General features: G+C 72.3%; 10 protein-coding genes and 1 pseudogene. 5 read left to right on the plus strand and 6 right to left on the minus strand.

Translation table 11 applies throughout. From position 1 onward, the window contains the following. Nucleotides 1-142: 142 nt before the first annotated feature. Complete coding sequence (locus CXR04_RS20545) at nt 143-3250, plus strand: ThuA domain-containing protein (protein ID WP_199850496.1); 3108 nt, start codon at nt 143-145, stop codon at nt 3248-3250. Between the two features lie 79 nt (nt 3251-3329). Here the strand turns inward: CXR04_RS20545 and CXR04_RS20550 are convergent, their stop codons facing one another. Continuing rightward, nucleotides 3330-3833, minus strand: a complete 504-nt coding sequence (locus CXR04_RS20550; RefSeq protein WP_234380366.1) for a M23 family metallopeptidase — start codon at nt 3831-3833, stop codon at nt 3330-3332. A 317-nt stretch (nt 3834-4150) separates the two neighbouring features. Then, nucleotides 4151-4564 (minus strand): organic hydroperoxide resistance protein, encoded by a 414-nt coding sequence (locus tag CXR04_RS20555; protein ID WP_101423808.1) that lies wholly within the window; start codon nt 4562-4564, stop codon nt 4151-4153. Between the two features lie 91 nt (nt 4565-4655). Here CXR04_RS20555 and CXR04_RS20560 point away from each other — a divergent pair, with 91 nt between their 5' ends. Next, entirely contained in the window at nt 4656-5222 is a 567-nt protein-coding gene (locus tag CXR04_RS20560; RefSeq protein WP_101423809.1) for a TetR/AcrR family transcriptional regulator, read from the plus strand. Nucleotides 5223-5264: 42 nt separating this feature from the next. Here CXR04_RS20560 and CXR04_RS20565 read toward each other — a convergent pair. Then, nucleotides 5265-6723: pseudogene (locus tag CXR04_RS20565) on the minus strand (MFS transporter). A 98-nt stretch (nt 6724-6821) separates the two neighbouring features. Here CXR04_RS20565 and CXR04_RS20570 point away from each other — a divergent pair. After that, a complete protein-coding gene (locus CXR04_RS20570) occupies nt 6822-7430 on the plus strand; it encodes a TetR/AcrR family transcriptional regulator (protein ID WP_101423810.1) in 609 nt (202 codons plus the stop codon). 22 nt (nt 7431-7452) lie between these two features. On the opposite strand, the gene CXR04_RS20575 is transcribed toward CXR04_RS20570, so the two are convergent. From CXR04_RS20575 to CXR04_RS20585, 3 genes are all read right to left on the minus strand, one after another. Next, complete coding sequence (locus CXR04_RS20575) at nt 7453-8334, minus strand: phosphatidylinositol-specific phospholipase C/glycerophosphodiester phosphodiesterase family protein (RefSeq protein WP_101423811.1); 882 nt, start codon at nt 8332-8334, stop codon at nt 7453-7455. Between the two features lie 230 nt (nt 8335-8564). After that, nucleotides 8565-10238 carry an acyl-CoA dehydrogenase family protein gene (locus CXR04_RS20580; RefSeq protein WP_101423812.1) on the minus strand — a complete coding sequence of 558 codons (1674 nt, stop codon included), beginning with the start codon at nt 10236-10238 and terminating at the stop codon, nt 8565-8567. Further along, on the minus strand, nt 10222-10863 hold the full coding sequence (locus CXR04_RS20585) for a TetR/AcrR family transcriptional regulator (protein ID WP_101423813.1): 642 nt from the start codon (nt 10861-10863) through the stop codon (nt 10222-10224). The genes CXR04_RS20580 and CXR04_RS20585 overlap by 17 nt, the downstream gene beginning before the upstream one ends. A gap of 79 nt (nt 10864-10942) precedes the next feature. Between CXR04_RS20585 and CXR04_RS20590 the strand changes: the two genes are divergently transcribed. Both CXR04_RS20590 and CXR04_RS20595 read left to right on the plus strand, forming a co-directional pair. Beyond that, nucleotides 10943-11413, plus strand: a complete 471-nt coding sequence (locus CXR04_RS20590; RefSeq protein ID WP_199850497.1) for a GNAT family N-acetyltransferase — start codon at nt 10943-10945, stop codon at nt 11411-11413. 87 nt (nt 11414-11500) lie between these two features. Next, nucleotides 11501-12673 carry a helix-turn-helix domain-containing protein gene (locus CXR04_RS20595; protein WP_101426501.1) on the plus strand — a complete coding sequence of 391 codons (1173 nt, stop codon included), beginning with the start codon at nt 11501-11503 and terminating at the stop codon, nt 12671-12673. The last annotated feature ends 83 nt before the right edge of the window (nt 12674-12756 follow it).

Genomic DNA, 12756 nt, shown 5'->3' on the forward strand with positions numbered 1-12756 from the left:
GCCGGGCCCGGAGCTCCGGGACCCCGATCCGGGCCCGGCGGACCACCCCTGCGCGCACCCCTGCGCGCTCGGCGCCCCACGAACCCCTCTCACCGACCGGTACGCCCATCCCATCCCGCACACCGAAGGAGAGGACCGACTCATGAGCTGTCATGCTCGTGACATAGGCAGGTCGTTGGTCACCTTGCTGGCCGCCGTCCTGCTCGCACTCACCGCGCTGCCGTCATCAGCGGCGGAAAAGGCGCCGGCCTTCAAGGCGCTGCTGTTCACCAAGGCCGTGGGCTACGTCCACGGCTCCATCCCGGCGGGCATCCAGATGGTCAAGGAGGAGGCGGAGGAGAACGGGTTCGAGGTCGACCAGACCGACGACTCGACCGTCTTCGACGACGCCACGCTCGCCGAGTACGACGTAATCATCATGCTGCAGAACTCCGGCATGGTCTGGGACACGGACGAGCAGCGCGCCGCCATGCAGAAGTACGTGCAGTCCGGCGGCGGCGTCGCGGCCATCCACAACACGCTCGACATGGGGATCGAGAACGAGTTCCCGTGGTGGGACGAGCTGATCAACGGCGGCGCCCACATGCCGAGCCACTCGCCCGGTGTGCTCCAGGGCACCGCGAAGGTCGCCGACAAGGTGCACCCCTCGACCAAGGGCCTGCCCGAGCGCTGGGAGCGCCCCGAGGAGTGGTACAACTTCGACGTCAACCCGCGCGGCGACGTGCACGTCCTGGTCACCGCCGACGAGACGACGTACAACCCGGGCAACGACGCCATGGGCGCCGACCACCCGATCTCCTGGTGCCGTAACGCCGAGGGCGGCAAGGTCTGGGCCACCGCCATGGGCCACGACACCCCCGCGTACAGCGAGGAGGAGTTCCGCGACCACGTCATCGGCGGCGTGAAGTGGGCCGCGGGAGCCGAGCCCGGCGACTGCGGCGGCACGGTCTGGAACGGCTACGAGAAGGTCACCCTCGACGACGACACCGCCGACCCGATGGAGCTGGACGTGGCCGAGGACGGCCGCGTCTACTACGTCCAGCGCGCCGGCGAGGTCCAGGTCTTCGACCCGGCCACCCACCAGACGACCACCGCCGGCAAGCTCGACGTCTACACCGGCGGCGAGGACGGCCTGGTCGGCATGGAGCTGGATCCGGACTTCGCCAAGAACGGCTGGATCTACCTCTACTACGCCCCGGCCGGCAGCGCCGAGGACGTGAACAGGCTGTCGCGCTTCACGCTCAAGGACGGCAAGCTCGACACCGCCAGCGAGAAGAAGCTCCTCGACGTGCCCGCGTACCGGGACCGCACCTTCCCCGAGCCCGGACACACCGGCGGCGCCGTCGAGTTCGGCCCCGACGGCACGCTGTACCTGGGCACCGGCGACGACGTGCCGCCGAACCTCAGCCCCGACTGGCAGGGGTACGCGCCGATCGACTGGCGCAAGGGCCAGGAGATGCTGGACGCCGCCAGGACCGCGGGCAACACCAACGACCTGCGGGGCAAGATCCTGCGGATCAAGCCCACCAAGGGCGGCGCCTACACCATCCCCAAGGGCAACCTGTTCGCGTCGGGCACCAAGAAGACCCGTCCCGAGATCTACGCGATGGGCTTCCGCAACCCGTTCCGCTTCACCGTCGACCAGGAGACGGGCTACGTCCACGCCGCCGACTACGGCCCCGACCGCGGGCTGCCGACGACGGACCGCGGGCCCGAGGGCATGGTCGAGTACAACGTCATCAAGAAGCCCGGCAACTTCGGCTGGCCCTTCTGCCACGGTGACAACCAGCCCTACGCCCCGTACAACCCGGACACCGGCGAGATCGGTGCGAAGTTCGACTGCGACAACCTGACGAACCCCTCGCCGAACAACACCGGCCTGACCGAGCTGCCGAAGGTCCAGAAGCCCGACATCTGGTACGGCTACGGCCCCTCCGAGAAGTTCCCCGAGCTGGGCCAGGGCGGCTCCGGTCCCATGGGCGGCCCGGTCTACAACTACGACCCGGACAACCCCTCCGAGACGAAGTTCCCCGAGTACTTCGACGGCGCCGGCTTCCTCTACGAGTGGACCCGCAACTACGTCAAGGAGGTCCGCTGGGACGAGAACGAGGAGCTGCTGAAGATCAACGACTTCCTGTCCTCGGCGAAGTTCAACAAGCCGATGGACATGACCTTCGGCCCTGACGGCTCGCTCTACGTCCTGGAGTGGGGCAGCGCGTTCGGCGGCGGCAACAGCGACTCGGGGCTGTACCGCATCGACTACAGCCAGGGCAAGCGCTCCCCGGTCGCCAAGGCCACCGCCTCGGCGACCAACGGGCCGGTGCCGCTGGCGGTCGACTTCTCCAGCGAGGGTTCCCGCGACCCCGACGGCGACTCGCTCTCCTACGAGTGGGACTTCGACGGCGACGGCACCTTCGACTCCACCGAGGCCAACCCCAGCCACACCTACGAGAACAAGGGCGACTTCACCGCCCAGCTCAAGGTCACCGACTCCTCCGGCAAGACCGGCTACGCCAACATCCCGATCACCGCGGGCAACACCGCGCCCGAGGTGAAGATCGACACCCCGGTCAACGGCAAGCTGATCGAGTTCGGGGACAAGATCCCGTACAAGGTCACGGTGACCGACCCGGAGGACGGCACGATCGACTGCTCCAAGGTCTTCGTCAACCCGGCGCTCGGGCACGACGACCACGAGCACTCGACGACCGACCTGCCGGGCTGCGAGGGCACCGTCGACACCGGTGACCTCGGCGGCCACCCGGAGGGCGCGGACCTGACGTACGTGCTGAACGCCCGCTACCAGGACGGCGGCGGCGACGGCGCCTCCGCGCTGACCGGGTACGCCAAGTCGGTCCTGCAGCCCAAGCACAAGCAGGCCGAGTACTACGACGACCAGTCCGGCACCCGGATCGTCAACCAGGCCGGGGCCGAGAACGGCAAGCGCATCGGCGACATCTCGAACGGCGACTGGGTCGCCTTCGAGCCGATGTCCGTCGAGGGCATGAGCCAGGTCTCGTACAAGCTGTCGTCGCCGTACGGCGTGGGCGCCATCGAACTGCGCGCCGACGGCCCGGACGGGCAACTGCTCGCGACGACGCCGGTGCCCAACACCGGGGGCTGGGACAACTACCAGGCCACGGCGGCCGTGCCGGTCGAGGCGCTGGAAGGGTCGCACAAGCTCTATCTGAAGTTCACGTCGCCGCAGAACAACTCGTTCGACGTCGACTCGGTGACCTTCAGCCAGTGATCGGGAGGTGAAAGGGCGGCGGCGCCCCGGGCGATGAGCCCGGGGCGCCGCTGTGCGTGGGGGGTGTCTCCGAGGTGTCTCAGATGTCGATGCCGTACGTGGCGAGGTATTCGACGGGGTCGACGTCCGTGCCGTAGTCGGTGCCCGTGCGCACCTCGAAGTGCAGGTGCGGGCCGGTGGAGTTGCCGGTGTTCCCGGAGTCGCCGATACGGGTGCCGCCCTCGACGCGGTCGCCGTCCGCGACGGACATCCGGTCGAGGTGGGCGTAGAGGACGTAGTGGCCGTCGGCCATGCGGACCAGGATGTGGTTGCCGTACGCGCCCTCGGTGGAGGTGCTGTGGACCTCGCCGGGGCCGACGGAGTACACGGGGGTGCCGGTGGGGACGGCGAGGTCGACGCCGGTGTGGTAGCCGGCGATCCAGCCGTCGCCGGGCAGGCCGTAGCGGGCGGAGATCCGGTATTCGGCATCGACCGGGGCGGTCCAGCCCGGCGTGGGTGCGCGGAGGACCTGGCCGGGCCGCAGCAGGTTCGGGTCGGAGCCGATCACGGACCTGTTGACGTCGTACAGCCGGTCCAGCGGCACCCCCAGCCGGCGGGAGATCGCGGTGAGGGTGTCGCCTTTGCGTACGCGGTACGGGGGCGGCGCCGGCTCCGCGCGCGCGGCGCCGGCGACGTGCTGGCCGTATGCGGCGGGCGGTCCCGCGGCGGTGGCGGACGCGGCGCCGGCGGCGGACGCGGCGCTCGCCGCGCCCGCCGTGCTCGCGCCGGCGAGGGCCGCGAGCAGGGCGGCGAGGACAACGGCGACGGCGGTGCGCCGATTTCGGGGGAGGGATAACGTCTTGTTGACACGGCGTCACGCTAGGTGCGCGCCCACCCCGATCCGGCGACGGCGCGCCGGGATCACTCCACGACGAGCCGTACCGGGATGTTCCCGCGGGTCGCGTTCGAGTACGGGCACACCTGGTGGGTGGTTTCCAGCAGCTCCTTGCCCTGCTCCGCGGAGATGTCGTCGGGCATCTCCACCCGCAGCGTCACCTCCAGTGCGAAGCCGCCCGAGTCGTTCGGGCCGATCCCGACCTCGGCGGTGGTGGAGACGTCGGAGACGTCGAGGTCCATGCGCTTGGCGACGACGCCCATGGCGCTGGTGAAACAGGCGGCGTAGCCGACGGCGAAGAGCTGCTCGGGGTTGGTGCCCTCGCCGGTCCCGCCCAGCTCGGGCGGCGGCGCGAGCGTGACGTCGAGCTTGCCGTCGGAGCTGACGCCGCGGCCGTCGCGGCCGTTGGCGGTGCCGACCGCGGTGTAGAGAACGCTCATGGGAGGTGCCTCTCCGGGAGTCCAAATCGAACAGACAAGTCTGTCTGGTCGCGGGCTCAGACTAGACAGACCTGTCTGCTACCGTCAACACGTGACCGCGCCACCGAAGTCTCCCGCCCGCAGCCGCGTCCTCGACGCGGCGACGCGGCTCTTCTACGCCGAGGGCGTGCACGCGGTGGGCGTCGACCGGATCATCGCCGAGGCGGGGGTGGCGAAGGCGACCTTCTACCACCACTTCCGTACGAAGGACGACCTGGTCGCGGCGTACGTGACCGACCAGTGCCGGCGCCAGCAGCAGGCCGCCGCGGCCCTCGCGGGGACCGCCCCGCGGGCCACGGTGCTGGCCGTCTACGACTACATCGGCGAGGCCGGCGCGGGCCCCGGCTACCGCGGCTGCCCCTTCATCAACGCCGCCGCCGAGTACCCCGACCCGGAGCACTCGGTGCGCCGCGCGGTGACGGACTACCGGCGCTGGTTCCGCGGCCTGATGCGGGACCTGCTGGCCGCGGACGGCCACCCGGACGCCGAGCGCACGGCGGACATCCTGCTGGTGCTGCGCGACGGCCTCGTCGTGGGCAACGACCTGGACGACGCGGCGGCGCTGCGGAAGCTGACGCGGGACGCGGTGGAGCGGGTCCTGACCCCGCGGGCGGCCTGATCCGGGCGCGTACGCCTGCGGACCGGCCGCCCCGTACGGGACTCATCGCCCCGGCGCCGCCGGTGTCGCCTCCGCCTGCCGCCGGCGGCCGAGCAGCGCCCCCGCGGCCAGCGCTCCGGCGAGCACGAGCGCGGCGTTGACCCCGACCGCGGTCCTGACCCCGTCGAGCACCGCCTCCGGGCCCGTGCCGTCGGCGGCCGTGATGCGCGCGGTGGCGATGGCGCTCATCACCGGGATGCCCATGGTGATGCCGACCTGCTGGGTCATCGTGGCGAGGCCCGTGGCCAGGCCCTGTTCCGAGTCGGGCAGCCCCGAGGTGGCGGTGACCATGAAGCCGACGATCATCAGCATGTTGCCGACCCCGCCGGCGAACGTCGCCGCGAGCAGCAGCCAGATCCAGTCGCCGGACGTGCCGAGCGCGAGCAGTGCCGCGGTGGCGACGGCCTGCGCCGCGCCGCCGTAGACGATCGCCGCGCGGCTGCCGACGCGGCCGACGACCCGGCCGCCGAGGGTGCCGCCGAGGACGGTGCCCAGGCCCAGGACGCCGAAGGCGAGGCCGGTGGCGAGCGGGGTGTAGCCGAGGACTTCCTGGAGGTAGAGGGTGAGGAGGAAGACCAGCGAGGTCTCGGTGAGGAACGCGACCAGCCCGGCGGCGTTGCCCCACACGACGGTGGGCCGCCGCAGGATGCGTACCGGCACCAGCGGCTTCCGTGCCCGCTTCTCCACGAACCAGAACGCGGTGAGCAGCGCGGCGCCCGCGCCGAGCGCGGCGAGGGTGACCGGCTCCGTCCAGCCGGCTTCGCCGGCGTGGGTGAGCCCGTAGACGACGGCGAGCAGCCCGCCGGTGACGGTGACCGCGCCGGGGAGGTCGAGCCGGGGCCGGCCCGCGGGGCGGGAGTCGGCGATGACGGCGGGGGCGACGGCGAGGATCGCGGCGGTCACCGGCACGTTGACGAGGAACGCCCAGCGCCAGGAGAGCAGGTCGGTGAGCAGCCCGCCGAGCACGGCGCCCGCGGTGAACCCGGCGGACATCAGCGCCCCGTTGTTCCCGGAGGGCCCGCTGCCGCAGCGGGCCCTCCGGGAACGCGGTGGTGAGCAGGGAGAGCCCGGCCGGGGTGACGGCGGCGGTGGCCAGGCCCTGGAGCACGCGGGCGACGAGCAGCATCCCGGGGGAGGTGGCGAGGCCGCCGAGCACGGAGGAGAGGCCGAGCAGGGCCATGCCGCCGAGGAAGAGCCGCTTGCGGCCGAAGAGGTCGGCGATCCGGCCGAAGAGGAGGGTGAAGCCGGCGGCGGCGAGGGCGAACGCGGTGGCGATCCACTGCAGGTGCGCGAGCGGGAAGCCGAGCCCCCCGCCGATGACGGGGAGGGCGACGTTGAGGATGGAGAAGTCCACCGCGACCATGAACTGGGCGCCGAGGAGAAGGGTGAGCACGAGCTTCTGCCGCCCGGTCATGCGGAGGGAGGGGGCCGCTGCTGCGGCCGCCTTGTCGAGCACGGACATGGAGGTTCCCTTCGGACGGGCTAACGGGATTTGTGTTCCGTTAAGCTGGAGCCGAAGGTAGCAGAGAACCCGGCACTAATGAAACTGGAGACCCGTTAATGAGTTCCGAGCCCGATCCCGGCACCCTCAGGCCCGGCGGCCGCACCGCCCGGGTCCGCGCGGCGGTCCTCCGGGCCACCGGGGACGCCCTGGCGGAACAGGGCTTCGCCCACCTCGACCTCGCCGACGTCGCCCGCCGCGCCGAGGTCGGCAAGACCACCGTCTACCGCCGCTGGGGCTCCGCCGCCGGACTCGTCGCCGACCTGCTCGCGGACATGGCGGAGCAGTCCGTACCGCGTACCGAGACCGGGACCCTCCTCGGCGACCTGCGCGCCAACGCCCGGCTCGTGCTCGACACCCTCACCGACCCGCGGCAGGGCGCGCTGTTCCGCGCCGTGATCGCGGCGGCCACCTGCGACGACCGTACGGCGGCCGCCCTGCACCGGTTCTACGCGATCCGCATCGCCGAGTGGGCTCCCTGCGTGGAGCAGGCGGTGGCCCGCGGCGAACTCCCCGCCGGCACGGACCCGCACGAAGTCGTCCGCGCCGTCTCCGCCCCCCTGTACTACCGCCTTCTCGCCAGCGGCGACCCCCTCGACCCCGCCGCCGCCGACCGCGCCGCCGGGGCGGCGGCGGTGGCGGCGCGGGAGGGGGCGTACGTCGTGTGAGACCCGCGGCCCCGGTGGCTCGTCAGGCGTCGTGCTTGCGGAGGAAGGTCTGCAGGCCCGCGAGGTCGTCGGTGTTGATCCAGTCCACGTTCGCGTCGAGCAGCGTGCGCCATATGTTGTCGCGCGCCTCGCCCGGGGCGTCGGGCGTGGCCCAGAAGCGGATGGTCTGGCCCTGCCGGTGGGCGGTGTGGACGATCAGGTTCAGCCAGTCCCGCTCGGCGGCCGGCATCGTGCCGGTGCCCTGCCAGGTGAAGCTGGAGTTCCAGTTGCCGCTGACGAGCGGGATGAACGACGCGGGGACACCGGAGTTGATGTCGTCGTGGCGGCCGTCGTAGAAGGCGTAGCGGAGCTTCTCGGCCTCCATCGGCGCGCGGGCGCCGCGGTCGCCGGAGATGACGGCGGTCACCGCGCGGCGGCGGACCTTGCCGCCGGTGGCGGAGCTGAAGATCGAGCCGTAGCCGCGCAGCACCTCGGACAGCGCGCGGTACGTGGGGTCGCCGGCGGTCTTGAGGTCGATGAGGAGTTGCAGGGTGAGCCTGTGGCCCTTGTAGACGCGGCCGCCGTTGGCCCGGATGCGGCGGGCCAGCGGGTCGAGGTAGAGCGCCTGGAGCGTACGGGCCGGGTCGAGCTGCGCCTCGTCGTGGGCGACGAGGAGCTTGCCGTCGACCAGCCAGATGTCCGACTCGACGCTGGCGAAGCCGTGGTCGAGCGCGTCGAGGAGCGGGCGCTCGTGGAGGTAGTCGTTGTGCGCGTGCGCCCGCTTGAGCGGCGCGGGCCCGCGGCCCCTGCCGTCGGCGCCGCGGTCGGCGGCCCGGGCGTACGCGGGGAGCCCCCCGGCGAGCGCGCCACCGGCTACGGCGGCGGACAACGTGGCGACGGCGCGGCGTCTGGAGTAGGCGGACAAGGGTCCCTCCCCTGGTGCGGCGTGCAGGATGGACCGAAGTATCGAACGGACGGGGCGACTTGCACAGGGTGCCCGCGGTGAACGGGAGTTGACCCGCACGGGGCGGGGGCGGCGGGTGTGTACGGGGCGGGGCGGCGGCCGGTCCGGTACGCGTACGAGGCCCAGCCCGCCCCGCCCGTACCGTACGAGCCGCGCGGGCCGCCCCCGTACCGTACGGACCCCTCCGCCCCTCAGCTCCCGCCCCGCGCACCCCCCGCCGGGCGGGCCCGCTTGAGGATCGCCTCCGTGTCCACCCCCGGCGGCAGCGTGCCGAACGCCAGGCCGCCGTCGCCGGCGAGGCGGCTCGCGCAGAAGGCGTCCGCCACCGCCGCGTCGCCGTGCCGGTGCAGCAGCGCGCCCTGGAGCACCAGTGCCATCGACTCGACCACGCGCCGCGCCCGGTACTCCACCGCCGTCACGTCCGCCAGATCCTTGCGCAGCCGCCCGATCGCCGCGTCGAGCCGCGCGTCGGCGCCGGCGGCGGCGCCGACCTCGGCGAAGAACGCCGTCACCGTCTCCGGCCTGCGGGCCATCGCGCGCAGCGCGTCGAGCGCGGCGACGTTGCCCGAGCCCTCCCAGATCGACGGCAGCGGCGCCTCCCGGTAGAGCCGCGGCATGCCGGACTCCTCGACGTACCCGTTGCCGCCCAGGCACTCCAGCGCCTCGGCGGCGTGCGCGGGACCGCGCTTGCACACCCAGTACTTGGTCACCGCGAGCCCGATCCGCCGGAACAGCGCCTCCTGTTCGCCGTCCGGCCCGTCAGTGGTACCGGTCTCCCCGCGGTCGACGGCGCCGGCCAGCCGCATGCTCGCCACGGTCGCCGCCTCGGCCTCCACGGCGAGGTCGGCGAGCACGTTCGCCATCAGCGGCTGGTCCGCGAGCCGCGCGCCGAACGCCCGCCTGTGCTCGGCGTGGTGCAGCGCCTGCACGACGCCGAGGCGCATGCCGCCCGCGGTGGCGAGGGCGCAGTCGAGCCGCGTCATGTTGACCATCTTGATGATGGTCTTCACGCCCGCCCCTTCCTCGCCGACGAGATGGCCGACCGCCCCTTCGTACTCGATCTCGGCGGAGGCGTTGGAGCGGTTGCCGAGCTTGTCCTTGAGGCGCATGAGGCGGATGGCGTTGCGGGTGCCGTCCGGCAGCATGCGCGGGACGAGGAAGCAGGACAGCCCGCCGGGCGCCTGCGCGAGGGTGAGGAAGACGTCGGACATGGGCGCGGAGGTGAACCACTTGTGGCCGGTGAGCGCGTAGATCCCGTCGCCGTCGCCGGTGGGTGCGGCGCGGGTGGTGTTGGCGCGTACGTCGGAGCCGCCCTGCTTCTCCGTCATCGACATGCCCGCGATGAGGCCGGACTTGGTGGCGGGCGGGCGAAGGCCGAAGTCGTACGCGGCGGAGGTCAGCAGGGGCTCGTACGCGGCGGCGAGGTCCGGCGAGGTGCGCAGGGCGGGGACGGCGGCGTACGTCATGGAGACGGGGCACAGGTGACCGGCGTCGGTCTGGCCCCAGACGAAGAGCTTCGCGGCGCGCGCGACGTGCGCGCCGGGGGTGCGCTCCCGCCAGGGCGCGGCGTGCAGTCCGTGTCCGACGGCGGTACGCATCAGGTCGTGCCAGTGCGGATGGAAGTCGACCTCGTCGACGCGGTGCCCGTAGCGGTCGTGGGTACGCAGTACGGGCGGCTGCTCCTCGACGCTGCGGGCCCACTCCTGGGCCTGCGCACCGCCGGCGAGGAGCCCGAGTTCGCGCACCTCGTCCTCGGCCCAGCCGGCGCCGTGGGCGCGGAGGGACTCCAGGAGGGCGGGGTAGGCGGAGACGTCGTAGGAGGTGAGGGGCGGGGGCTGGTTGGTGACCTCATGGGTGGTCGGCACGGGGGACTCCCAGGGCTCGCAGGGTGAAGGCGACGAGGTGCGCGGGTGTGTGGGGCCCGGGGGCGTCCGGGCGGCCGTCCGCCTTGCTCACGGTGGCGCCGGACAGCGGCCCGATGAGCGCTTCCGCGCACGCCCCGACGAGACCGGCGGCGGTCAGCAGCGGATCCTGCCGCGGCAGCCGCCCGCTGGCGGTGCCCTCGGCGATACGCGCCGCGAACACGTCGCGGAACGCCCGCCGGAAGACGAGGCGCTCGGCCTCGACGGCGGTGTCGACGGGCTCGGCGAGCAGCGCGTACGCCAGCCGCGGACTGGCCAGCGCCCGCCGCGCGAACGTCTCCACGGCGGCGGCGACCCCCTCCGCGGGGTCGCCGGGCTGCCGGGCCGCGGCGGAGACGGCGTCGACCTCGGCGGTGACGACGCTGCGGAACAGCTCCACGGCGAGCACGGACTTGCTGGGGAAGTGCCGGTAGACGCTGCCGGTGGCGATACGCGCCCGCGCGGCGACGGCGGCGACGGTGCACCCGGCGTACCCCTCGTCGGCGAGCAGCGCGCGGGCGGCGCCGAGGACGGCGTCCCGGCGGCCGTCCATCCGCGCCTGGACGGCGGGGGTGCGGCGGTAGGGCATAGGAAGGATTGAAGCAGTGATTCATGGCTTCAGCAAGGGCCGGGTGGCGATGTCAGTGGGGGGTGCGAGACTCGGCGGCATGACGGAGAAAATCCTGCTGAGAGATGTGGTGGAGGAGGACCTGGAGGTCTTCTTCGCGCACGAGCACGACCCGGAGAACGTGCGCCGGTCCCACTTCCCGCCGCGCGAGCGGGAGCGCTTCATGACGCACTGGCGGGAACGGATCCTGGGGGATTCGACGGGCCTGGTGCAGACGGTGGAGGTAGACGGCAAGGTCGCGGGTGGTGTGCTGGCCTGGTGGGACGGCGACCGCCGGTTCCTGGGCTATGTCTTCGGCCGGGAGTTCTGGGGCCGCGGCATAGGCACCCGCGCGGTGGCCGCGTTCCTGGAACTGGAACCCAACCGCCCCCTGCACGCGGACCCGTACGTGGGCAACGAGGGCTCGGTGCGGCTGCTGAAGCGGCTGGGCTTCCAGCGAACGGGCTCGGAGTGGAACGGGGAGGACGAGCACGTGATGCTGGTCCTGGGCGGGCCGGATTCGCCGGCGTAACCGTCTGCGGACGGGGGCGTTTGTGTGGTAGTTGAGGAGCGTCCCGTGGGTACGGTTCTGATGTCACCGCAGAGCTGGGAGTTCAGCATGCCGAGCACCCCTGAAGATCACATCGGCGACCGACTAAAGGCGGTGCGAAAGCGCCGCGGGCTGACACAACGGGAACTGGCCGAGGCGTCCGGCGTCTCGCTGTCGCTCATCTCGAAACTGGAGCAGGGCGAACTCACCGACACGCGCATGGAGTCCGCACATGCGCTGGCCCGCGCACTCCGCGTGCCGACGACCGCGCTCATCAAGCGGCCGGAGCCGGAGGCGGGCCCGGCGCCGGAGCCGTGGCGACCACTGCAGAAGGCGGTACAGGACCCGCCCGCGGAGCTGGACGAGGCACCTACGGTCGAAGGCGTCGCGGCGCGCCTGCCGGAGGTGCGGGCCGCCTACTTCGGCAACCACATGGCGGAACTCGCCGGTCTGCTGGCGCCGCTGCTCCGGGATGCCGACGCACTCGACGATGCCCCGGAGGCCCGCGCGGTCCGCGCCCAACTCCTGCAGATTGCGGGCAGCACGCTCACCCAGGTCCACCAGTACGACGCAGCCGAAACCGCGCTCTCCGGTGCCCTGGACGCCGCGACGGACCGGCTCCGCGCGGCTTCCGTCGTCACGACCTGGACGTGGCTGTTCATGCGCCAGGGGCGCCTCGCCGAGGCGCGCGACCTCGCAACACGGTGGGCCGATGACCTTGAGCCCCGCATGTCCCGCGCGACCCAGGAGGAACTGGCGGTATGGGGGTGGTTGCTTATGCAGGTGTCTGCCGCGGCGCTGCGGGACAACCGTGACGGTGAGGCCCAGGACGCAATGCGGCTGGCCCGTGCTGCGGCAGTGCTCACCGGCCGTGAGGTGCCGCGCGGAACGCCCGTATTGGCAACCTGGGGCCCGGTGACGGTCGCTTACAAGACGGCGGAGCGCGGCATCGTCAACGGCCGGCCCGACACCGTGTTGAAGACCGCCGAACGGCTGCACCGGAGCAGCCAGGCGGACAGCACCGAGCACCACCGGCACCGGCTCGACGTAGCCCAGGCCCACCTGATGATGCGGCAGCACGACGAAGCGGTGAGTGTGCTGCAAGGCGTACGCGAACGGGCGCCGGAGTGGCTGGCGCAGCAGAAGTACGCCAGGGACATCATGGGCGACATGGTGGCCAAGAGGCGCACGTTGACGCCCGAGATGCGCGAGCTGGCCGACGCGGTCAATCTGCCGCTCTGACCTGCACGTTGATACTCCACCCGGACGGTGGATCGGACTCCCATGGCGACCACGGCCATGACCGCCTTACGGTCGGTGACGAT

Origin of the sequence: Streptomyces sp. CMB-StM0423, from assembly GCF_002847285.1 — a bacterium.
In the GTDB taxonomy this organism is placed as follows: Bacteria; Actinomycetota; Actinomycetes; order Streptomycetales; family Streptomycetaceae; genus Streptomyces.

Coding starts and splice junctions, on each gene's coding strand:
- CXR04_RS20545 (WP_199850496.1), top strand. CDS start 143: ATGAGCTGTCATGCTCGTGACATAGGCAGGTCGTTGGTCACCTTGCTG.
- CXR04_RS20555 (WP_101423808.1), bottom strand. CDS start 4,564: ATGAGCGTTCTCTACACCGCGGTCGGCACCGCCAACGGCCGCGACGGC.
- CXR04_RS20570 (WP_101423810.1), top strand. CDS start 6,822: ATGAGTTCCGAGCCCGATCCCGGCACCCTCAGGCCCGGCGGCCGCACC.
- CXR04_RS20585 (WP_101423813.1), bottom strand. CDS start 10,863: ATGCCCTACCGCCGCACCCCCGCCGTCCAGGCGCGGATGGACGGCCGC.
- CXR04_RS20590 (WP_199850497.1), top strand. CDS start 10,943: ATGACGGAGAAAATCCTGCTGAGAGATGTGGTGGAGGAGGACCTGGAG.
- CXR04_RS20595 (WP_101426501.1), top strand. CDS start 11,501: ATGCCGAGCACCCCTGAAGATCACATCGGCGACCGACTAAAGGCGGTG.